The 21,099-nt window shown below is 70.7% G+C and carries 18 protein-coding genes, 1 tRNA gene and 3 pseudogenes; 16 read left to right on the top strand and 6 right to left on the bottom strand.

Annotated features, from left to right (window positions below):
- The first annotated feature begins 52 nt into the window (after positions 1 to 52).
- Positions 53 to 129, top strand: a tRNA-Met gene (locus KTR66_RS17115).
- A gap of 358 nt (positions 130 to 487) precedes the next feature.
- A pseudogene (tnpC, locus tag KTR66_RS17110) lies at positions 488 to 1,783 on the top strand (IS66 family transposase); the annotation flags it as partial.
- A gap of 6 nt (positions 1,784 to 1,789) precedes the next feature.
- Here the strand turns inward: tnpC and KTR66_RS17105 are convergent.
- From KTR66_RS17105 to KTR66_RS17080, 6 genes are all read right to left on the bottom strand, one after another.
- Positions 1,790 to 2,317: a hypothetical protein gene (locus KTR66_RS17105; protein WP_213614599.1), complete on the bottom strand. Its 528-nt coding sequence runs from the start codon at positions 2,315 to 2,317 to the stop codon at positions 1,790 to 1,792.
- Positions 2,318 to 2,333: 16 nt separating this feature from the next.
- Positions 2,334 to 3,335: a hypothetical protein gene (locus tag KTR66_RS17100; RefSeq protein WP_213614597.1), complete on the bottom strand. Its 1,002-nt coding sequence runs from the start codon at positions 3,333 to 3,335 to the stop codon at positions 2,334 to 2,336.
- A gap of 41 nt (positions 3,336 to 3,376) precedes the next feature.
- A complete protein-coding gene (locus tag KTR66_RS17095; protein ID WP_213614595.1) occupies positions 3,377 to 4,825 on the bottom strand; it encodes a hypothetical protein in 1,449 nt (482 codons plus the stop codon).
- 58 nt (positions 4,826 to 4,883) lie between these two features.
- Positions 4,884 to 5,546 carry a response regulator transcription factor gene (locus KTR66_RS17090; protein ID WP_213614593.1) on the bottom strand — a complete coding sequence of 221 codons (663 nt, stop codon included), beginning with the start codon at positions 5,544 to 5,546 and terminating at the stop codon, positions 4,884 to 4,886.
- A 10-nt stretch (positions 5,547 to 5,556) separates the two neighbouring features.
- Positions 5,557 to 7,713, bottom strand: a complete 2,157-nt coding sequence (locus KTR66_RS17085; protein ID WP_213614591.1) for an ATP-binding protein — start codon at positions 7,711 to 7,713, stop codon at positions 5,557 to 5,559.
- A gap of 159 nt (positions 7,714 to 7,872) precedes the next feature.
- On the bottom strand, positions 7,873 to 8,013 hold the full coding sequence (locus tag KTR66_RS17080) for a hypothetical protein (protein ID WP_213614589.1): 141 nt from the start codon (positions 8,011 to 8,013) through the stop codon (positions 7,873 to 7,875).
- Here KTR66_RS17080 and KTR66_RS17075 point away from each other — a divergent pair.
- From KTR66_RS17075 to KTR66_RS17010, 14 genes and pseudogenes are all read left to right on the top strand, one after another.
- Positions 8,012 to 8,392, top strand: a complete 381-nt coding sequence (locus KTR66_RS17075) for a hypothetical protein (RefSeq protein ID WP_213614587.1) — start codon at positions 8,012 to 8,014, stop codon at positions 8,390 to 8,392. The genes KTR66_RS17080 and KTR66_RS17075 overlap by 2 nt on opposite strands.
- Positions 8,393 to 9,139: 747 nt before the next feature.
- Positions 9,140 to 11,095 (top strand): methyl-accepting chemotaxis protein, encoded by a 1,956-nt coding sequence (locus tag KTR66_RS17070; protein ID WP_249732210.1) that lies wholly within the window; start codon positions 9,140 to 9,142, stop codon positions 11,093 to 11,095.
- Positions 11,096 to 11,109: 14 nt separating this feature from the next.
- Positions 11,110 to 12,630: a chemotaxis protein CheW gene (locus KTR66_RS17065; protein ID WP_213614585.1), complete on the top strand. Its 1,521-nt coding sequence runs from the start codon at positions 11,110 to 11,112 to the stop codon at positions 12,628 to 12,630.
- 7 nt (positions 12,631 to 12,637) lie between these two features.
- A complete protein-coding gene (gene cheB / locus KTR66_RS17060; RefSeq protein ID WP_213614583.1) occupies positions 12,638 to 13,714 on the top strand; it encodes a chemotaxis-specific protein-glutamate methyltransferase CheB in 1,077 nt (358 codons plus the stop codon).
- 2 nt (positions 13,715 to 13,716) lie between these two features.
- Positions 13,717 to 14,292 carry a HEAT repeat domain-containing protein gene (locus tag KTR66_RS17055; RefSeq protein ID WP_213614580.1) on the top strand — a complete coding sequence of 192 codons (576 nt, stop codon included), beginning with the start codon at positions 13,717 to 13,719 and terminating at the stop codon, positions 14,290 to 14,292.
- The gene (locus KTR66_RS17050) at positions 14,289 to 15,152 is read left to right on the top strand and encodes a protein-glutamate O-methyltransferase CheR (RefSeq protein WP_371819155.1); all 864 of its coding nucleotides are present in this window, start codon (positions 14,289 to 14,291) and stop codon (positions 15,150 to 15,152) included. The genes KTR66_RS17055 and KTR66_RS17050 overlap by 4 nt, the downstream gene beginning before the upstream one ends.
- A complete protein-coding gene (locus tag KTR66_RS17045; RefSeq protein ID WP_213614578.1) occupies positions 15,149 to 15,538 on the top strand; it encodes a PleD family two-component system response regulator in 390 nt (129 codons plus the stop codon). Before KTR66_RS17050 ends, KTR66_RS17045 begins: the two co-directional genes overlap by 4 nt.
- Positions 15,535 to 17,709, top strand: coding sequence for a chemotaxis protein CheA (locus tag KTR66_RS17040; RefSeq protein WP_249732209.1), 2,175 nt, complete (start codon positions 15,535 to 15,537; stop codon positions 17,707 to 17,709). Before KTR66_RS17045 ends, KTR66_RS17040 begins: the two co-directional genes overlap by 4 nt.
- Positions 17,709 to 17,966 carry a hypothetical protein gene (locus KTR66_RS17035; protein ID WP_213614576.1) on the top strand — a complete coding sequence of 86 codons (258 nt, stop codon included), beginning with the start codon at positions 17,709 to 17,711 and terminating at the stop codon, positions 17,964 to 17,966. Before KTR66_RS17040 ends, KTR66_RS17035 begins: the two co-directional genes overlap by 1 nt.
- Entirely contained in the window at positions 17,966 to 18,334 is a 369-nt protein-coding gene (locus tag KTR66_RS17030) for a response regulator (RefSeq protein WP_249732208.1), read from the top strand. The genes KTR66_RS17035 and KTR66_RS17030 overlap by 1 nt, the downstream gene beginning before the upstream one ends.
- Positions 18,335 to 18,342: 8 nt before the next feature.
- On the top strand, positions 18,343 to 19,584 hold the full coding sequence (locus KTR66_RS25195) for a methyl-accepting chemotaxis protein (protein ID WP_305799137.1): 1,242 nt from the start codon (positions 18,343 to 18,345) through the stop codon (positions 19,582 to 19,584).
- Between the two features lie 12 nt (positions 19,585 to 19,596).
- Complete coding sequence (locus KTR66_RS17020) at positions 19,597 to 20,157, top strand: PilZ domain-containing protein (RefSeq protein WP_213614574.1); 561 nt, start codon at positions 19,597 to 19,599, stop codon at positions 20,155 to 20,157.
- Positions 20,158 to 20,453: 296 nt separating this feature from the next.
- Positions 20,454 to 20,600, top strand: a pseudogene (locus KTR66_RS17015) (IS3 family transposase); the annotation flags it as partial.
- A gap of 65 nt (positions 20,601 to 20,665) precedes the next feature.
- Positions 20,666 to 21,018 (top strand): annotated as a pseudogene (locus tag KTR66_RS17010) (transposase); the annotation flags it as partial.
- Positions 21,019 to 21,099 lie beyond the last annotated feature (81 nt).

The following is a 21,099-nucleotide window of genomic DNA, read 5'->3' as shown; positions in this document are numbered from 1 at the left end:
GGTCAGCGCCAGGCCACCCAACCGAAAACCTTTTTTTGTGCACACAACTTCACGCGGGGTGGAGCAGCCCGGTAGCTCGTCAGGCTCATAACCTGAAGGTCACAGGTTCAAATCCTGTCCCCGCATCCACTTTAGCCGAACATGACCCCAAAAGCCTCTCTGGCCCACACGCCGAGGGGCCTTCGTCGTTCTGGGCCCAGCCGCCCGCGCGCAGCAGCGCGCTCAGCTCTGACCTGCCTCCCGGATCCTGGGCCGCCCTGAGCTGGAAAGTTCCAGTTTAGGATTGGGCTTGGAGACGGAGGGATGGCGATGAAGAAGTAAGCGTCCTCCATCGACTGCCCTGCGGCGCGCTGCGTTGATCGGCTGACCTGCCTGGCCGCTGGGTGGAGCGGAAGTCCGTTATCGCCCTTAAGCCTAGGGGTAAGGTCGGTGCCGGACGGTCGATTGGACGAGGTGATCAGCGTGGTGGCGCGTCGTCGCCGAGGACGAGGCGGCCAGCGCCAAGGCGCCGGAAGAGAAGGCGCGACGCCGTGGGCGCAAGTCGCTGCCGGACAGTCTGCCGCGGTGGGATGTCGAGCACTTGCCTGCCGAGGGCTGCACCTGCCGCGCCTGCGGCGGCGCGCTGCGCAAGGTCGGCGAGGACGTGACGGAGATCCTCGAATACCGCCCCGGCCGGTTCGAGGTGGTGCGCCACGTCCGGCCCGCATTCTCCTGCCGGAGTTGCGAGGCGATGACACAGGCGCCGATGCCCTCGCTGCCGATCGAGCGCGGCAGGCCGGGCCCCGGGCTGCTCGCCCATGTGCTGGTCTCGAAGTACTGCGACAACATCCCGCTCTATCGCCAGTCGGAGATCTACGCGCGCGACGGTCTGGACCTGCCGCGCGGGCTGCTGGCGGGTTGGGTCGGCAGGTCGGCTGCGCTGGCCGAGCCGATGGCCGCCTATATCGGCCGCCACGCCCTGGCCGGGCCGCGGGTGCATGCCGACGACACGCCGATGCCGATGCTCTCGCCGGGTCGCGGCAGGACGCAGGCGGCGCGGTTCTGGGCCTATCTGCGTGACGATCGACCATTCGGTGGGCGCGACCCGCCCGCGGTGCTCTACGAGCTCACGCCGGACCGGAAGGGAGAGCATCCGCAGCGGTGCCTACGCGACTTCCAGGGCATCCTGCAGGCCGACGCCTATGCCGGGTTCAACGCCCTCTACGAGACCGGCCGCGTGGTGGAGGCGGCGTGCTGGACGCATGCGCGGCGCTACTTCCACGACGAGCTGCTGGCCAATGGCAGCCCGATCGCGCGCGAGGCGATCGAGCGCATGCAGCCGTTGTTCGCGATCGAGGCGGAGATCCACGGGCAGCCGCCGGAGGCGCGCCTCGCCGCCCGCCAGGCGCGCTCGGCGCTGGTGATGGCAGACCTGCAGGCCTGGCTGGAGGCGACGCTGCGGCGGATCTCCGGCAAGTCGGACCTGGCCAAGGCGATCCGCTACACGCTGGCGCAGTGGGGCGCGCTGACGACGGTGCTGCGTGACGGCCGGGCCTGCCTGCACAACAACGCCGCCGAGCGGCGGATGCGGCCGCTCGCGCTGGGTCGGAAGAACTATTTGTTCGGCGGGTCGCTCGAGGGCGGCAGGCGCGCCGCCATCATCTACACCCTCGTCGGCACCGCGGAACTGAACGGCTGGGATCCGCAGGCGTATCTCCGCGTCCTCCTGGACCGCATCGCCGACCACCCGATCAACCGCATCGGCGATCTCGCGCCATGGAACATGCGGCCCGACACAGCCTGACCACCGTCAAGCCGCCGACGCCGTAGCCGTCAGTGCACGCTTACGGAAGCCCGTCATCCCGACGGAGAGCGCCCAGGCTTCGCGCAGCAGGGCCTCGGGCAGTTCCACGAAGGCGCCGATGCGCGTCGTCGCCACGATGGCCGCCAGGACCGGCCCCGAGAGGCGTAGTCCTCCGCCACGAAGCGCCAGTCCCGCGAGGGCGCAGAGCCACGCGGCATCGAGCAGGAGATCCGGCGTCGAGAGCGCTTCGCCGGTCGCGGGCAACCAGGCGGTCGCACCCAAGGCCCCCAGCGCGGTGCGCAGCGCGAGTGCCGCAAGCAGGCCGATGGCGATCCAGGCGGCGATGGTCAGGAGTGAGGTCCCGGCGGGCCGCCGACAGGCCAGGGCCACGCCCAGCACGACGGCCGGCAGGGCCGTCACTTCGCCCAGCCCCAGCAATGCCCCGGCCAGCGTTCCGTAGAGCCCGCCCAGAAGAAGCAGGATGCCCAGCGTGGCGGCCAGGAGCGGACCTGCCCGTGGCGTCGAATGCTCCAAGTCCGGACCTGCCGTATCAGCTCCCGGTCGTCGCTCCCATGGCCCCGAGCAGCGCCCCCACCACCTTGCCCTGTGCCTCGCCCAGCAGGCCGCCCGCGATGCGCGCATACTCGGCCGGGTCGGCCCGCACCTCATAGCGGCCGATGGAAGCCCCGCTCAGCGCGCCCAGGACACTCGTCGCGACGGCGCCGGCGGAGCTGTCACGCACCGACTCGCCATAGCGATCCATCGAGAAGACCGCCTGGCCCAGATTGATGCTGCCGATGTTGTTCGGGCAGTAGCCGACGCAACCGACGCCACGCGGGGTGCCGATGCTGCTGATGCCGCTGCCGGCACGCACCGACAATGCCGGCGAGAACTCGGCGCTCGCGCGGCCGGCAAACATGCCGCCCGATGTCTCGGCATTGGCGAAGTCCACATAGTAGCGCACCGCCACCGCCGTCACCCCATCCTGGCGCGGCAGCGCGCTGATGACGCGCGTGGCCGAATTGGTGTCGAAGCCGCTGAAGCCGGAGACGCCCGGCAGGCCCGTATCCGTGCCGATCACGGCGCGGCCCGTGGGCGCGAAGGCGATGATCCCGCTGCCCCGCGCCGGACTCGGCTGGCCGGCGACGGTGGCCGGCGGATCGACCAGCTCGACCCCGGCGCTGCGCATGCGCTCCTGGAAGTCACGCCAGGCGGCATCGGTGATCTGCTGCATGCGGGCTTCGTCCACACCGCTCAGATTGGCGCGCACGGACGCCCGCGCCACGCCCGCACTGCCCAGGCGGGAGGCGGAGGCAGACGCCGAGAGGTCCGTCTGGAAGGCGACGACGAAGCCGACCACGGCGACGCGGCGCGGCGCGCCGGCCATGTAGGAAGCGCCGTTGACAACCACGTCCGAGGTCGGGGCGAAGCCGGTTAGTACGCTGCCGCGCTGGGTGGCAGGGCGCACGCCCTCATTGGCGCCGAGGCAGCCGCCCAGCAGCAGCATGGCGGCCAGTGTTGCGGTGCGACGGATGACGGCACGGTTCGGCATGATGTTTCCAGTTCCGGACATGGTGGGTTGAGGGAGGTGGCTCAGCGGCAGGCCGCGAGCACCCAGAAGGCAGACGGCATTGTCTCAACTGCGGCGGGTGCCGCCGCCTGCTGCGGCAATTCGCCATAGTGCAGCGCGCGCCCGAGGGACGGCATGAACAGCCGCCGCGGCGCTGGCTGACCGCTGCGCGGCGGATCGGGCAAGAGGCTCAGCTCATCGGTGATCACGTGGACTTCGAGGCGCAGGGCCTCGTCGGTCTCGAGGTCTTGCACGCCGTCCTCGGCCGCCTCGGGCCCCGGTGGCGCGACGGGCCAGATCGTCAGCCCCCCATAGCCCTGCGCGGCTGCGAAGCGGAACCAGTAGTCCCGCCCGCTCGCACCCGAGCGCAATCGCAGCAGGAGGTCCGAGGCTGCTGAAGCGGGCGGCCCTTCTCGGAGCAATTCCGCCGTCCATTCAGCCGGGGCATCGAGGCGATAGGTCGCGCGTTCCGCGGCGCAGGCTTCGGGCCGCTGCGGCACGGCGCGTGCGATGGCGTCGAGCCCCACCCCCGCCAGCACAAGGGCCTGCCCCTCGATGCGGAAATCCAGCATCGCGGCCCCGCCGGAGGGACAGCAATTCGCATCCTCGCTGCGCGACAGCCGCGCCTCGGCGGTCATCTGGGAAAAATCGTAGCTGACCGCCTGGCGCAGCTCGAGCCCGGCTGGCAGGCGGCCCGGCAAGGCGTCTCGCCAGCTTTCGGTCTCGATCTCGTCCCAGCCCCGCGGCCCCGGCCGGAAAAGCAGGTCGCCATTCGCCCGACCGGTGCCGCCCGCCATGCCGCGGACATGCAGCAGCGGCCCGCCCTCCGCGGAGATAATCCGCGGAGCCTCATAGCCATGCCCCTCGAAGGACCAGCCAAGGAGGCGGACGCCGCCCCGCGCTTCCGCGAGGAGGACGATGCCGGAGCGCACGCCATCCGCATCGGTGAAGCCCTCCTGGATCTGCCAATACACGCGGTTGTGGCCATCCTCGCCCATTGCGACGCCCATGCCGGTCACGCGGCAGGCCTGGAGCACGCCACCGAGGCAGCGCCGGTCCATCGCCGCCGGCTGCGGGATCACGCCACCTTCTGCCGCGAGCATCCGGCCATCCGGCCCGCGCCGCTGCGCGATGCGGCGCATGGCCCGGGCCTGGCGCAGCGTCTCCTGCAGGGCGGCGATGCGTTCGGCATAGACATCCCGCAGCCCCTCCAGATCCGGCGTGCCGGCGGCCAGCGCCTCACGCCAGGCGCGCGCGCGATAGGTGAAGGTGGCATGGCGCGTCTCCCGTGCGGCCACCGCGACCTCGAGTGCGCGTAGCCGCGCATCCAGCTCCCGCAGGGTCGCATCCTGGCAGAGCGTCGCCTGGAGCGGACCGGCGGGCACCGCGCAGGCCTGCGGCTGGCCCGCGGCGGGCGACACCATCAGCAGCACGAAGGCGAGCAACCCGGCCATGGGGGGCACGATGAACATCCCGACGATCCTGGACCGTGCCACCAAACGCCAACACCCCTGAACGGGGGGGAAGACGTCAGGCGAGGCCGCGCCGGATCGCCTCGCGCGTCGCCTCGGCGCGCGTGTCCACATCGAGCTTCTGGTAGATCACCTTGACGTAGCTTGCGACCGTCTGCGGCTTCAGCCCCATCTGCGCCGCCGCCTCTGCCACGGTCAGGCCACGGGCGAGCAGCGCGAGCGTCTCGGCCTCACGTGGCGTCAGCCCCGCCTCGTCGCGCCGCCCGGGACCGCGGCTGCGGAAATGCGCCAGGATCCGGTGCGCAATGGCCGGGGAAAGCGGCGGCTCGCCGCGCTCGATGCGGCGCAGATACTCGACCAGCAGCGCGGGCTCCTCCTGCTTCAACAGGTAGCCCCGCGCGCCGGCGGCGATCGCCTCGAAGAGATGGGCGTCGCCATCATAGATCGTCGCCACCACGGGCAGCGTCGCCGCATGCGCCTCGGCGATCCGGTGCAGGAGCGCGAGCCCCGAGCCATCGGGCAGGCCGAGGTCGATCAGCGCGAGGTCGAAGCCACTCTGCGCCCCGCCGAGGGCGGCGAGGGCCTCGCGAAGGCTGGCCGCGGCGCAGGTGATGATACCCGGGAAGGCGGCCTCGGCCACGCGGCGGAGCATCTCGCGCGAGGCCGGGAGGTCCTCGACGATCAGGCAGCTGCGCGGCGTGGCGGCGGCATGGAGCATCATGGCGTGGCGCTCAGGCGGCGGGCAGCGGCAGGCGGATCGTCGTGCGGGTGCCTTCCGGACCGGATTCGATCGCCAGGCTGCCGCCGAGTTCGCTGATGCGCTGGCGCATGTTCGTCAGCCCGAACCCGGCGCCATCCGGCTGCCCGAAGCCCACGCCGTCATCGCTCGCCCACAGTGTCAGCTGGCCCGCGGCATGGACGACATGAACGCTGAACCGCCCCGCAGCCGCGTGGCGCAGCATGTTGCTGACGATCTCGCGCATCGCCGATGTCAGGGCCTTGGCCTCGCGATACTCGAGCGCCGTGCCCTCCATCGGGGCAACGAGCGGCCAGTCGAGGCAGACGCCGGCGCCCTCGCAGCGGCGCGCCGCCTCATGCCGCATCTCCGCCAGCACCTGATCCAGCGTCACCCTTTCGCCTGAGAGCCCGCTGACGATGGCGCGGATGTCGGTGAGTGCGGCTTGCAGGAGCGGCCGCGTCTCCCTGGGCGCGCCATTCAGTCCGGTCAGCAGTCGTGCGCCCACGTCATCATGCAGATCTCGCGCGATGCGGCGCCGCTCCTCCGCGACTCCGCGCTCATAGGCGTCCCGGCTGCGGGCCGCCTCGGCGATCAGCACCGCGAGTTGACGGACGAGGTCGAGATGGGGCGGGCCGAACAGGCCCCGGCCCCGAAACGGAAAGCGCAACCGCAGCGGCGGCGCATTGGCCAGGGCGGGGAGGGTCATCTCCAGCCCATCGGCGCTCGCCTCGGGCAGAAGCGGTGCTTCGGCGCGGGGTTCCATCTCCAGCGGATCGAACAGCCGGGTCAGCAAGCCGCGCCAGCGCTCCGCCCGCCCGGCGGCCGTCGGCGCGAAGGTCACGTCCAGCGCCGCGGCGAAGATCTCATGTGGCTCCGGCTGCCGCCGGCCGCTCAGGCGACGCGCCAGCGCATCGCGCAGTGGCAGATAGAGAAACCCCACGGCGAGCAGGGCGATGCCGAAGGCGGGGGCCTGGTCCAGGTTCAGCAGCATGATCAGCGCTGCGTCGAGTGCCACCATCAGCAGCAGGCCCGCGGCGTAGAAGAGGATGCGGAAGGACCAGGTGCCGAGGTCGAACAGGCGGTAGCGGCGGATGCCGAGCGCGATGCCGGCATAGACCAGCCCGAAGAAGGCCAGCGCGTAGCCCTGGCTGAGCGCCGGCTCCCGGCCGAGCAATGGGGGCACCGCGATGGCGGCGACAAAGGCGCCCGCGCCCAGCACCACCGAGAGACCCATCCAGCGCAGCGCCGCGCGCGAGACCGGGTCGCGCCGCGCCAGCACCCATTGCAGCACCACCAGCATGATGATGCCGAGCATCATCAGGGCCACCGGCAGATGGATGCCCTGCGCTGGTGTCTCCACAAGATGCGCGATGTTGGCGAGGTAGAGCGGGAGGAACAGGACCGGCAGCGCCAGCAGCGCCGCAGGCCGCACCAGCGGGCGCGGATAGGTCAGGAAGAGCGCGATCATCGCGACGCCGAAGAGGTAGGCGCCGAAGTGATTCATGGCCGAAAGCGCCCGGAACAGATCGCCGTCCAGCGCCAGTTCGCGCGTGCTGTAGACCGAGGCCGAAAGCGCCGATGCGAAGAGCCCGAGCCCCGAAAGGGCGAAGAGGAGAGCCCCCAGGTCGCCACGCCGCAGGGACCACACCCAGGCGCCGATCGTCAGGCAGCCGATCGCCGATGCGACCTGGACCCAGAACACCGCCGGCAGCGCGCCGAGTGGGCGTGCCTCGGCGCGCAGGAGGCGCAGCTCCCCCATGGTGTCACCCTCCGTGGCGACACGCAGCGCCACCTCCGGCGCGGCAAGCAGCGTCGCCAACCGGGATTGCCGGGCCATGAAGTCGCGATAGGCCGCGTAGCTGTCATGCCCGTCCGGTTCCTCCATGAGGTCATCGGCGCGCAGCCGGAGCGTCTCCCCCTCTCCGACGGCGAGCACCATCTGGCCGGCCCGCAACCCGGCCCGCGCCGCCGGCCCGTCCTGCGCCACGGCCAGGATCCTGGTGCCGCCATCCGGTGTTCCGGCGAGGGTCAGGCCGAGCCAGGGCTGCGACAGCACGGCCGCGAGAACCAGGGCCACGCAGAGCGTGCAGAAGGCGGCGGCGGCGAGCATGATGCCGGCCGGCGAAAGGAGGCCCCGCAGGGCGATCATCCCCTCGCTTTCCCCGACTTGACGTCTCGACCCCGGCACCCTGCGTCCCGCTTCGCTCCCGCCCCCTGGATTCCTTTCACGATGTTCAGTCGTCGGCAAGGCTGCCGCCACGGTGAGCGCGCGGGGGCAGCTTCCGAACAGGCTGCCCGGTTCATGTATTCAGAGGCGCCCGTTCGGCGGCCTGAAGGTCGAGGAGCCGGGGATGGTGACACCGGGCGTCGTGGTGCCAAGCCGCTCCCGGAACGCCTTCGGATCGCGCCGCCACCGCCGATACCAAACGATGGCGACCAGAAGCAGCATGGGCAAGGCGGTCATCGCCCACGGGAACCACTATGGCTGGTCGTCTGACATGCCGGAGGAGGGCGATGCGCCGGCTTCGCCCTATGTCGCGCTGGCACCGGATCCCGCCGGCGCACCAGCGGCCGATGGGGGGAGCGACGTTCACAGCGCGAACCCCTATCTCGACCAGCTGGCGATGGACCAGGTGGACGGACACCATCTTCAGTCGGGACCAGACGTTGAGCTGCCCCCTGCGCACCTCGTGGATGCATCATTTGGCGCCGATGATGTCACCGCTGGGAGCGTGCAAGACGAGCAAGGCCTGCCACCCGGCGAGCCTGTCACGACGGCGGACCAGAGCTTTGACCTCGACCCGCCGCCGCACCACAACGAGACATGATCCGCCGCGAGGCCGCTGCCAAGGGCTGCTACGCGTGATTCCACGCAATACAGAGGGGCCGCCGACCCCTTCGCCATGGACCGATGCCGCTAAAGCGGACAACGAGCGGCGTAAGGGCGCGATGCGGACCTCCTCTGAGCGTCGGTTCAATGACCGGGGTTCCAGGAGTGCCGAGTGACAGGGAAAGATGTTCGGGCGCGCGGGCAGCCTTTAAGCGACCAATAGCAAATCAAGCTGTCTGCGCGTCCCCGCATTCCCAAAGACGCCTCAAATCACAATGTCTCCGGCCTTCGTGCGTCCAGCGCCCAGCGCCACGCGGCCAGGTCAGCGGAATATCCGCCGGAGCGCAGGTGTCGCACCGCCATCACGCCCCTCAGGTGCCCCCCCCCTGCCGCATCATGACCACCGTGCCGACGGTCGGATGACGACGCGCGGGCACGTGGCCGCCTGAGCATATCGGTATCAACCCTTGGGGTGTCCGCGCAGCCGGGTCAGCTCACGGTAGGGCGCTGGGATCATCGTTGGTCAGCATGCCGCATGTCACCCGCATCCCGCCTTTGAAGGTCTGCAGCAGGATCATCTCCTGGCTCTCGGACACAGCGCCGGCCTGGATGTCACCGTTCTTGCTCCATGGTCGCAGCGTGTCGGAGGGTCATGGTCGCACGGCCGGTGGAGCGGAACGCCCGCGAAAGGATTGGTTAAGCCGCGGGCGCTAAGGGCTCTTCCTCTGCCAACGAGGACACGTCCATGCCCCTGATCGCCGCCAACGGCCATGCGCCTGCCAAAGCCAACGGCCACATGAACGGAAAGGCGGCCGACTGGACGCCCAAGCCCGCCCTCCGCGCCCCGGCCCCGCGCGCCCCCGAGCCCAAGCGCCGTCAGCGTACCTTCGCCCGCCAGCAGAAGGCAGCCGAGCGTGTGGCGTCGGCCACCACCCAGGTTTCGTCGGGCATCGCCGAAGCGGCCGCCGCCTCGGAGCAACTCCGCAAGGCGATGACCCAGATCGCCTCCGGTGCCGCCGAGGCCTCCTCCGCCGCCGAGCAATCGCAACGCGCCGTCACGCGCATCGCCGAAAGCATCCGTCAGACGGCCGAGGCCGCCGGGATCTCGCTGGGCAAGACCGAAGCCTTGCGGGACCTGCTGGGGGCCGTGAACACGCAGATCAGCGCCTCGGTCGCCGCGGTCGGCCAGGCGGCCGAGCGCCAGGGTGCCTCGGTCGGCATGGTGGAGGAGCTGGATCGCCAAGCCGCCAATATCGGCGAGATCGTGAAGGCGGTGGCGCATATCGCCGACCAGACCAATCTGCTGGCCCTGAACGCCGCCATCGAGGCCGCCCGCGCCGGCCAGCATGGCAAGGGCTTCGCCGTGGTGGCCGATGAGGTGCGCACCCTGGCCGAGACCTCCGAGAAGAGCGCACGCGACATCCAGGCGATGGTCGGCCAGATCCAATCCGACGTGAAGGTGATTGCCGAGGGGATCAACACCTCCGCCACCGCTGCGCAGCAGGAGGTGGAGAACGGCCGCGTCGTGGCCGCCCAGCTGGAACGCATCCGCGCCGACATGACCGTGATCGTGACCGGCGCCACCGAAATCCGGGGCTCGGCCCAGGAGGCGGAGAGCGCATCCAGCGAGGCACAGAAGGGCTCCGAAACCATCTCCGCCGCGGCGCAGGAGCAATCCGCTGCCTGCGAGGAGGCGGTGAAGACCGTCGAGCAGCAAACCACCGCCCTGGCGCAGTCCGAGGGCGCGGCGAGCGAGCTTTCCGAGCTTTCGGACGATCTGAAGAACAGCACCGATATCGGCAAGAGCGCCGAGGAGGTGGCCTCGGCGGCCGAGGAACTCTCCGCCGCCGTCGAGGAGATCAACCGCGCGGCCGCCGAGATCATGACCGCCATCGACCAGATCAGCCGCGGCGCGCAGCAGCAATCCGCCGCCACGCAGCAATCCTCGGCGGCGCTGGCGCAGATCGAGCGCAGCGCCCAGGTCTCCAGCCAGCGCGCCGCCGTGGCGTTGGAGAAGGGCGAGGACATGACCGCCCGCCTCGCCGAGAACGCCGCCGCCGTGGAGCGCATGATCACCGGCGTCGAGCATTCGGTGCGCGACAATGACGCGGCGCGGGAACAGATCAACGCGCTGGAGCAGGTCAGCCGCCGCATCGACAAGATCGTGGACGCCATCACCACCGTCTCGATCCAGACCAGCATGCTGGCGGTGAACGGTTCGATCGAGGCGGCCCGCGCCGGGGAATTCGGCAAGGGCTTCATGGTCGTCTCCACCGACATCCGCAACCTTGCGCGTGACAGCGCCGAGAATGCCGAGCGCATCAAGGACCTGGTGAAGGGCGTACAGGACCAGATCGTCGCCGTCCGACGAGACCTGGAGGAGACGGCGTTGCTCGCCAAAGCCGAGGTGGAGAAGAACCGCGTCATCACCTCGAATCTTGCCGCCGTCACCAGCGACATGGCGGTGGTGCTGGATGGCAACCGCAACATTGCCCAGAACGCGACGCGCATCCTCTCCGGCACGGAGGAGCTGAAGCGTGGCGTGGAGCAGGTGGCCGCCGCCGCCGCCCAGGCCTCCGAAGCCGCGCGCGAGGCCGCGCAGGCCGCGCGCGAACAGGCAAAGGGCGCCGAGGAGCTGGCTTCCGCCGTCGAGGAAATCGCTTCGCTGGCTGATGAGCTGCAGACCAGCGAAACCGCCTGAGCGGGGGGCGCAGCATGAGCAACACTCCGATGGCTGCCCAGGGGGGGACCCCCGGCGCAGCTGAGAGCGCGCACCAATTCGTCACCTTCCAGGTGGATGGCTCCCTCTATGGCCTGCCGATGGCGGAGGTGCAGGAGATCATCCGCATGCCCGCCCTGGTGGAAGTGCCGCATAGCCCCGCGGCCTTGAGCGGCATCGCCAACCTGCGCGGCGGCATCCTGCCGGTGACCAGCCTGCGCCGGGCCTTTGGCGCGGCCAGCTGCGCCCCCGATGAGGCGACGCGCGTGGTGGTGGTGCGCGAATCCGGCGCGGCGCTCGGCTTCATCGTGGACCGCATGGCGCGCGTCATGGCCTCCGAGCCACATGAGATCGAGCCGGCGGGAGGCATGGAGAATGGGCTGAACACCAGCCTGCTGCGGGGCGTGGTGAAGCGCGAGGATGGCCTGGTCCTTTTGCTCGACCTTGCACGCATTGCCGAATTCGGCCGGGCGCGGAGCGAGGCCGGGCCAGGCCGCGCGGCGAACCTCGCCGGCGCCGAAGAGACGGACGCCGCCATGACGCAGGAAGAACTGCAATTCGTCAGCTTCCTGTGTGCCGGTACGGAGTATGCGATGCCGATCGGTGATGTGCTGGAGATCGTGCAGCTGCCGCCCGATGTGGTGCGCATGCCGCGCGCGGGCGCCGAGGTGCTGGGCATGATGACGCTGCGTGAGCGGCTGCTGCCGCTGGTCTCCTTGCGCACCCTGTTCGGCGAGGCACCGGAACCCCCGGGCGCCAGCGCGCGCGTCCTGGTCATCTCCGTGCCTGGGCGCCCGCAGCTGACCGTCGGCCTCGTCATGGACAGCATGAAGGAGGTGCTGCGCGTGCCCCGCGCGGTGGTGGACCCCCTGCCACCCCTGCTGGCGGGCGGTGGGGCGCAGCACCTCGACTCCATCTGCCGGCTGGAGGGGGGCAGGCGCCTGGTCAGCATCCTCTCCGCCACGCGCATGTTCGAGGCCGGGCTCATGCAATCGGCCCTGGAGGCGCGGCAGACCCAAGAGGAGGACGCGATGTCGCACGAAGCCCTGGGCGCCGCCCTTGAGGAGGAGGAGCAGTTTGTCATCTTCCGCCTGGCCGGCGAGGAGTACGGTCTGCCGATCGAGGCCGTGCAGGAGATCCTGCGCGTGCCGGTCGAGCTGACGCTGGTCCCGCAGACGCCCGATTTCATCGAGGGCGTGGTCAATCTGCGTGGCGCCGTGCTGCCGGTGGTGGACCAGCGCCGACGCTTCGCCCTCGCCCCGGCCGAGCGCAATGAACGGCAGCGCATCATGGTGCTCGGCATCGGCGGCACGCGCACCGGCTTCATCGTGGACCAGGTGGTGGAGGTGCTGCGCATCCCGCGCTCGGCCATGCAGCCCGCGCCGCGTCTCTCCGAAGGGCAGATGCGCATCATGCCGCGGGTGGCGAACCTCACCGAAGCGAAGCGCATGGTGCTGATCCTGGAGGCGGCGCGCCTTCTGGATGCCGATGAACTCGCCGCGCTCGAAGCGGCCTGAGCGCCCGATGCCGCAGCCGATCCGATTGCTGGTGGTGGATGACAGCGCGCTGATGCGCAAGCACATGCGCCAGATCTTCGAGGCCGAGGGCGACTTCACCCTCGCCTTCGCCCGCAACGGGCGTGAGGCTCTGGACCAGGCGCGTGCCTTCCTGCCCGATGTCGTCACCCTCGATGTGAACATGCCCGAGCTGGACGGCCTCTCCTGCCTGGAGGCGCTGATGCAGGCCGAGGCGCCGGCCCGCGTCGTCATGGTCTCCTCCCTCACCGAGGAAGGCGCGGGGGTCACGCTGCGCGCGTTGGAGCTTGGGGCGGTGGATTTCGTGCCCAAGCCCGACGGTACCGTCTCGCTGTCCATCGACCGCATCCGACCTCTGCTTCTGGGCAAGGTGCGCGCGGCGGCTCGGGCGCGGCCGCGGCGCGTGGTGGGGCTGCATGCCCGCGTCTCCGCCCGGCGGCGCGAGGTGGAAAGCCGCAGCTTGGCGCGCCCGGCACCCGGTGTCGCGGTGCCGGGGGTGGTGCTGATCGGCGTCTCCACCGGCGGACCGCGCACGCTGGAGGACATCCTGCCCGCCCTGCCGACCGATTTCCCCTGGCCCGTGCTGGTCGCGCAGCACATGCCATCGAGCTTCACCGGCGTCTTCGCCCGCCGCATGGATGGCGTCTGCGCGCTCGAGGTGTGCGAAGTGGAGGGCCCGATGCCGCTGGCGGCCGGCCGCATCCATATCGGCCGGGGCGATGCCGATATCGTTCTGGAACGCCGGCTCGGCCGGATCGTGGTGAACTCCGTGCCTGCCGATGACACGCTCTGGCACCCGAGCGCAGACCGGCTGGTCGCCACCGCCATGCAGGTGATGCCGGCGGCGCAGATCACCGGCGTGCTGCTGACCGGCATGGGCCATGACGGTGCGGCCAGCATGGCGGAGCTGCGCGAGCGTGGCGGCCGCACGATCGCGGAATCGCAGGACAGCGCCGTGGTCTTCGGCATGCCGGCCGCGCTGATCCAGCGCGGCGGGGCCGACATGGTGCTCCCGGCCGAGCGTGTGGCGGCGCAGCTGCAGGCCTGGGCCCGGCGGGGGCGCTGAGCGTGCCGCTGACCCGCGCCGCGAGGCCGCGCGCCCCCCGCCCCGCGCCCCTGGACCATCCCGACCCCGCGCAGCGCCGCCTGGCGGTTGCGGATTGCAGCCTGGCTGAACCCCTCTTCGCCCGGCTGGAGGTGGAGGGCGACGCGGCCGTGCGCCATGCGATCCTCACGCGCCTCGGTGCCCTCGAGGAAGCGGGGCTGGAGGCGCGGCTGCTGCCGCTGCTGGCCTCCGAGGATGTGGCGCTGCGCCAGGACGCCATTCTCGCCCTGCGGCGCCGCGGGGGGGCGGCTGTGCCCGCGCTGGCGGCGCAGCTGGCCGCGCCCGAGCCGGATCTACGCATCTTCGCCGCCAATGTCCTGGAAGGCTGCGCCTTGCCTGATGCCCGGGCGGCCCTGACCGCGCGCCTTGCCGAGGAGGCGGATGCCGCGGTCTGCCTCGCTCTCGTGGAGGCGCTGGCGCAGATCGGCACGCCGCGGGAGGCGCCGGCCCTGCTCGCCCTGCGCGCCCGCTTTGCGGAGGAACCCTGCCTGGGCTTTGCCATTGCCATCGCACTGGACCAGATGGGGTCGGGCGCGTGACGCATCTTTCCCCAGCCCTGCCAGCCTCGGGTTTCGCGGAAGAGGAGATCGCGCGCTTCCAGGATTTCTTCTACCGCCGCACTGGCATCCAGTTCGGCGCGGCCAAGCGCTATTTCGTCGATCGCCGCCTGCAGGAACGCATCACGGCGACGGGCGCCGCCGATCTGCGCGCCTATCTCTTCGCGCTGCGCCATGACGATCCGGATGGCACGGAATTCCAGCACCTCGTCAACGCGATGACGGTGAACGAGACCTATTTCTTCCGTGAGGAGTACCAGCTCCGCGCGCTCTCGCGGGAACTGATGCCTGCCCTCGCCGCCTGCCGGCCGGGCGAGCGGTTGCGCATCTGGTCGCTCCCCTGCTCCACGGGCGAAGAGCCCTATTCCATCGCGCTGCACCTGATCCAGAACTGGCCGGGGCTGGACAGCGTGGAGGTGGAGATCACCGGCTCCGACATCGACACCCGCGTGCTGGCGCAGGCCCGGCGCGGCGTCTTCGAGGCGCGCTCGGTGCAGAACCTGCCGGGCGCCGTGCTGCAGCGGCATTTCGAGCGGATGAGCGAGGGCCGTTGGCGCATCAGCGAAGCCCTGCGCGAGGCGGTGAGCTTCAGCACGGCAAACCTCTCCGACCCCGACTCGATGCGCGCGCATCGCGGCCGGTATGACGTGATCTTCTGCCGCAACCTGCTGATCTACTTCGACGATGCCTCCCGCCGGGAAGCGGCGGAGGCGCTCTATGACAGCCTGCGCCCGGGCGGCTTCCTGTGCCTCGGCCATTCGGAATCCATGAGCCGCATGTCCTCGCTCTTCACCGTCCGGAAATGTGCCGATGCCATGGTGCATCAGAGGCCCCACGCATGACACGCGCCCGCACCGCCCTGGTCGTCGACGACGCGACCACCATGCGCAAGTTCCACCGCTCGGTGCTGGAGCAGGCGGGCTTCGCCGTGTCCGAGGCGATGGATGGCGTGGCGGCGCTGGAACAGCTGCTGGAAGCTCCGGGCCGCTTCGGCCTGGTGCTGGCCGATGTGAACATGCCAGGCCTGGATGGCTACGCGCTGGTGGGCCGCATCCGCGCCGAGCCCGCGCTGGCCGCCCTCCCGGTCATCATGATCACGACCGAGCGTGAGCCGCGCGATGCCGCGCGCGGCTTCGCCGCCGGGGCCAACCTCTTCCTGGTGAAGCCGGTGCGGCCGGAGCGCCTGGCCGCCTTCGCCCTCGCTATTGCTGCGGAGCCCGCGGCATGAGCCTGCTGGAGCATCCGCTGCTCGCGCAGTTCATTCCCGAGGCGAGGGAGCTGCTGGAACAGGCGGGGCGCAGCCTGCTCGCGCTGGAGCGCGAGCCGGGGGATGCGGCGGCGATGGCCGCGCTGTTCCGCGCCGTCCACACGCTGAAGGGAACCTCCGGCCTCTTCGAGATTCCGCCCGTCATCCACAGCCTGCACGCAGCCGAGGACCTGCTGGGCGCGGCGCAGTCGGGCCGCCTCCCGCTGACGTCCGAGCTGGCGGACGTGCTGCTGGACGTGCTGGATCAGCTGGCCCGCTGGATCGAAGCCCTGGCCTGCGACGGCGCCCTTGGCGGGGAGGCCGAGGCTCTGGCCGCCGCCCTGGTCCAGCGCCTGGCCGCGCCGCTCGGCCGGGACCAGGCCCAGGCCTCCGAGGGGCCGGCTCTGGAGGAGCCGCCCGCCTGGCTCGCGCGGATCGGCACGCTGCCCGAGGGGCCGCTGCTTGCCATCACCTATACGCCCGATACCCATTGCTTCTTCCGTGGCGAGGACCCGCTGGGCCTGGTCCGGCAGCTGCCTGGGCTCGCCTGGATCGGCGTCGAGCCGCTGGAGCCCTGGCCGCGGCTGGAGGCGCTGGACCCCTTCGCCTCGAACCTGCGCTACCTGGCGCTCGCGCGCTGCGCCCCGGCCGAGGCGGCGGAGCTGTTCCGCTATGTCCCGGAGCAGCTGCGCATGGCCGCCATCGGCGGGCTCAGGGGTGCCGATGATGACGAAACCCTGCGCGCCGTGCTGGCCGCGCAGCTTCGCCTGCTGGAGGCTGCCCCGGAGCCCGATCCCATCGCCGGCGGCCGGATCGCCGCGGCGCGTGGCGCGGCACAGCGCGCGCTCGACGCGGCCGGGCGCGGGGCCGAACTGCCCGCGACGCGGCCCGAGCTGCACGCGGCGCTGGTGGCCTTGCTCGCCCCGCCGGCCACGCCCGCCGCCGCTGCCCCCGCAGAGGTGCCGCGCCCTGCCGCGCCCTCGGTCCTGCGGGTCGAACAGGCCAAGGTGGATGCGCTGATGAACCTCATCGGTGAATTCGTGGTGGCCAAGAACTCGCTCGCCTGGCTTGCCCGCCGCGCGGCGGAGGAAGATCTGCAGCCCCGCCAATTGGCGCGCGAGATCAAGGACCGTCACGCCCTCTTCAACCGCATCGCCGAGGAAATGCAGACGGCCATCATGTCGGTCCGCATGCTGCCGGTGGACCACGTCTTCCAGCGCTTCCCCCGCCTGGTGCGCGACATCGCCCGCCGCCTGGACAAGCAGGTGGAGCTGCGCCTGCAAGGGGCCGAGACCGAGGCCGACAAGACCGTGGTGGAAGCCCTGGCCGACCCGTTGATCCACATGGTGCGCAACAGCCTCGACCATGGCATCGAGGTGCCGGCCGAGCGGCTGGCCGCCGGCAAGCCGGAGCACGGCACGCTCATCCTCTCGGCACAGCACGAGAACGACCATGTGGTGATCCGCGTGCAGGATGACGGGCGCGGCCTTGATGCGGTGCGGCTGCGCGCCAAGGCGGTCGAGAAGGGCCTGATCGAGCCCGATCGTGCCGCCGGCATGAGCGAGGAGGAGGCCTTCCAGCTGATCTTCCTGCCCGGCTTCTCCACCGCCGCCGCGATTTCGGACCTGTCGGGCCGGGGCGTCGGCATGGATGTGGTGCGCACCAGCATCGAGAGGGCCGGCGGCCGGCTGCGGCTTTCCTCCCGCCCGGGCGAGGGCACGCTGGTGGAGATCGCGCTGCCGCTCACCATGGCCATCACGCGCATCATGACGGTCGCCTGCGGGGACCGGCTCTTCGGCGTGCCCATGGCGTTGGTGGTGGAGACGGTGCGGGTGCCGCGCGGCGCGCTGCATCGCGTGGGCGAGAATGATGCCTTCGTGCTGCGGAACCGCGTGGTGCCCGTGCTGCGCCTCGCCCGGCTGCTCGACCTGCCGGAGCCCGAGGGCGAGACGCCCGCGCAGGAGGCCATCCTGGTGGTGCGACTCAATGGCGAGCGGCTGGGCATCGTCGTCTCCGCCTTCGAGGAGGTGATGGAGACGATCGTGAAGCCGCTGGAGGGCGTACTCGCGGGGCTGCGCGGCTTCACCGGCACCACGGTGCTGGGCGATGGCCGGGTGCTGCTCATCCTTGACCTGCCGGAGCTTGTGGCCTGATGCCGATGATCATGGAGGGAGGCCTCGCCCGCCTCAGCGGCCAGGTCGCCATCGAGGAGGCGGAGCCGCTGGCCGAATGGCTGCGCGCCACGCCCGATGCGGCGCTCGATCTCTCGGCCTGCGAGGGCCTGCACAGCGCCGTGCTTCAGGTGCTGCTGGCGGGCGCGCCGGCCTTGCTCGCCCCCCCGCCTGATCCCTGGCTGGCCGGCCTGCTCCCTCGAACCCCGCTCCCAAATTCAACGGCTGAGGTGCCCTGATGAAACCCGTGATGCTCGTGGATGACAGCCCGACCATGCTTGCCAGCATGGCCAGCGTGCTGACCCAGGCCGGCCAGCCTGTCGAAAAGGCGAAGAGCGCGGAGGATGCGCTGTCCCAGCTCAAATCCATGCAGCCGCTGCGCGCCATGATCACCGACTACCACATGCCCGGCATGAACGGCGCGGCGCTGGTGCGCGAGATGCGCAAGCTGCCTGCCTACCGCTTCTTGCCGATCCTCGTGCTGACCACCGAGTCCGAGCAGTCAAAGCGCGATGAGGCGCGCGGCGCGGGGGCCACCGGCTGGCTGGTGAAGCCGGTGGCGCCGGACAAGCTGCTCGAGGTGCTGCGCCAAGTGGCGCCGGGCTGAGCCCGCGCATGCCCTTCGACGCCCTGGCCCCGCCCCGGCCGCAACCCACGCCGCGCGCCGGCCGGCGCCAGGTGGCTGCGATGCTGCTGCTGGGCATGCTGATCTGCGTCTCGGCCAGCGCGGCCGGGCGGGCGGTGCTGGGCGTTTCGCTCCTCGCGGACCTGCTGGGTGCGCTGGCCTTTGCCTGCGTCCTGCTGCCGCTGCTGGTGCGGCCGGTGCCGGCCTTGCACGCACCCGTCGCGCCGGCCGCGCCCGCCCTCGCCACGCCTCCGGCCGGGCTGCCGGCCCCGGCGCCGCACGCGGCCCCGGCCGTCGCCGCTGAATTGCTGCGCTATCGCGAGGTTGCGGGCATCCTGCAGGCCCAGGTGGACAATGCCATCGCGGAGACGGAGGGCGCCGCGCTCGGCCTGATCCAGGATCTCAACGCGCTGGACGCTGCCGCGCGCGAGCTGATGGCCGATCTGGCGCAGGCCGAAGCCGGCGCAGCCGGGTCGAATCAGGAGGGCCAGGCCGATGTGGAGAGCATGCGCCACGCGATGGAGGCGCTGCGCGCCAGGCTGGCCCAGCGTGCCATGCAGATCGAGGCGGACCGCACCGTCTATGAGCGTATCGCACAGGAGGCCGAGGGCTTCGCCCAGGCGATCGGCGATATCAGCCGGATCGCCACACAGACCCGTCTGCTGGCACTGAACGCCACGATCGAGGCGGCCCGGGCGGGCGAGGCCGGCAAGGGCTTCGCCGTCGTGGCGCAGGAGGTGCGGGAGCTGGCCGGCCAGTCGGCCAAGGTGGCCGATGGTGTGAATACCGGCCTCATCCGCCTGAGGGAGCTGATGCGAGCCCGCATGTCGGATGCGCTGGACACGGAGGCGGACCATCAACTGCTGGATGGCGCGCAGGGCCAGGCGGCCGGCGCGGCTGCGGCCTTCGCGCGCATCGCCGCGGGGGCCGGCGCGGTGCTGACCTCCACCGGCGAGCATGGTCAGCGCATCTCCGGGCACATCACCCAGGCGCTGGGCGCCATGCAGTTTCAGGACATCGTCCGGCAGCGGCTGCAGCAGGTGGCCGAAGCCATCGAGCGCATCGGGCTGCATGCCGGCTGGCTGGCCGAGGCGCTGCACGAACGCCGCTCGGTCGAGAGTGTCGAAGCCACCCTGCTGCGCCGCATGGAGGACAGCTACGTGATGCATGCGCAGCGCCAGGTCCATGGCAACGCCGCGGGGCAGGCGGGGCCCGCCATCGAATTGTTCTGACGGAGACGACCCATGGTCTGGCTGGCCTGCCTGCCGCTGCTGCTGAGCATCGGCTTCACCACCAAGCTCCTCGTGATCCTGCTGGCCGGCCCGGAGAATGGCTCGGCCATCGCCTCGCTCATCCTCGCGCTGACCTTCGCGGCCTTGGCCGCCCAGCAGTTCCGGCTGCGCCTCGCATCGCGTCTGGCCGAGCCCACCCGGGCCGCACCCGCTCCGGCCACGGTTCCGACGGCCCATCAGGCCGCTTCCGCCCCGGGCGAGCGGCGCCGCCACCAGCGTCTGCCGGCGGACTGGATGGTCGAGATCGCCTGGTCGCAGGCGCCCCGGGTTGCCGTCCAGCTGCATGACCTCTCGCGCGGCGGGGCAAGGCTGCGTCATTTCGCGCCCGAGCCCATCGGGCGGCGCGGCCTGCTGCATTCGCCTGGGCTCAGCCTGCCCGTTCCCTTCACCGTGGTGGAGTCCCAGGCGCAGAGCGGGCTGCACATCCGCTTCGATCTGGAGGGCATGGGCCTTGAGGCGCTGGAAGCACAGTTGGAGGCGGTGCTGAACACGCAGGAGTCCAGGAAAGCCTAGCTCCCGCGCATCGTCGTTGCATTCGTGCTTGGTCGGAGCCCGTACACGATGGCGATATCACCGCCGAGCGGCCGCCGACTGGTCATGATCGCACCGGTCGGAGCGCCGCGGTTGCCATAGGATATGGTCACGCAGGAGCCGATGTTCGGGGGTGTCACGAAGCACGCTCAGGCCGTCGGTGCCGGCTGCTGGATGACCTGACCCGGTGACTGTCCGGCGTCAGCACCCTGGGGACAGGCAAGCGTGTTGGAGAAGCGGAGGATTTCCGGCTCATCGTAACCCCCAGGAGAGTGAAGATGAGCCAGAAATCCTCCGCCCCCGCCGCCAGGCCGCCCACCGAGAAGCTGGTGCGCGACATCCGCCGCGCCACCCGCAAGCACCACTCCGCCGAGGACAAGATCCGCATCGTCCTCGAAGGCCTGCGCGGCGCGGAAAGCATCGCCGCTGACGTGCTCCCCTGAAATGGCGCCATTTTTCGGGAGCGTCCGATCCAGCAAGGGGCGGACGAATGAAGCGCAGCAGCTTCAGCGATGAGCAGAGCATCGGGATACTGAAAGAGCGGGGTTGATCGCTGCGTGCGATCAACGGTGCGGCAACGGCCGATATGTGCCGCCGTCACGGCCTCAGCGGGGCGACCTTCTGCAAGTGGAAGGCCAGGTTTGGCGGCCTTGAGGTGACCGAGGCCAAGCGGCTGCGGACGTTGGAAGAGGAGAACGCCAAGCTCAAGAAGCTGCTGGCGGAGGCGATGCTGGACATCGCGGTGCTGAACGACATCTCGACAAGAAAATGGTGACGCCCGGCGCGAAGCGGACCACGGTCGCCCAGGGGAGCACGTCACAACCGCTCGATCAACGAACAGCAACGAGAGAGGCACGGCAAAGGGGCCTCACCTGAAGCTCATCTTTGGCTTCGCATTCACTTAACCTGGCATTAATGTACCTG

It is taken from the genome of Roseococcus sp. SDR, assembly GCF_019083995.1.
Classification (GTDB): domain Bacteria; phylum Pseudomonadota; class Alphaproteobacteria; order Acetobacterales; family Acetobacteraceae; genus Roseococcus.
The sequence above is the reverse complement of the archived record's forward strand: the minus strand, read 5'-3'. Positions and strand labels throughout refer to the sequence as shown.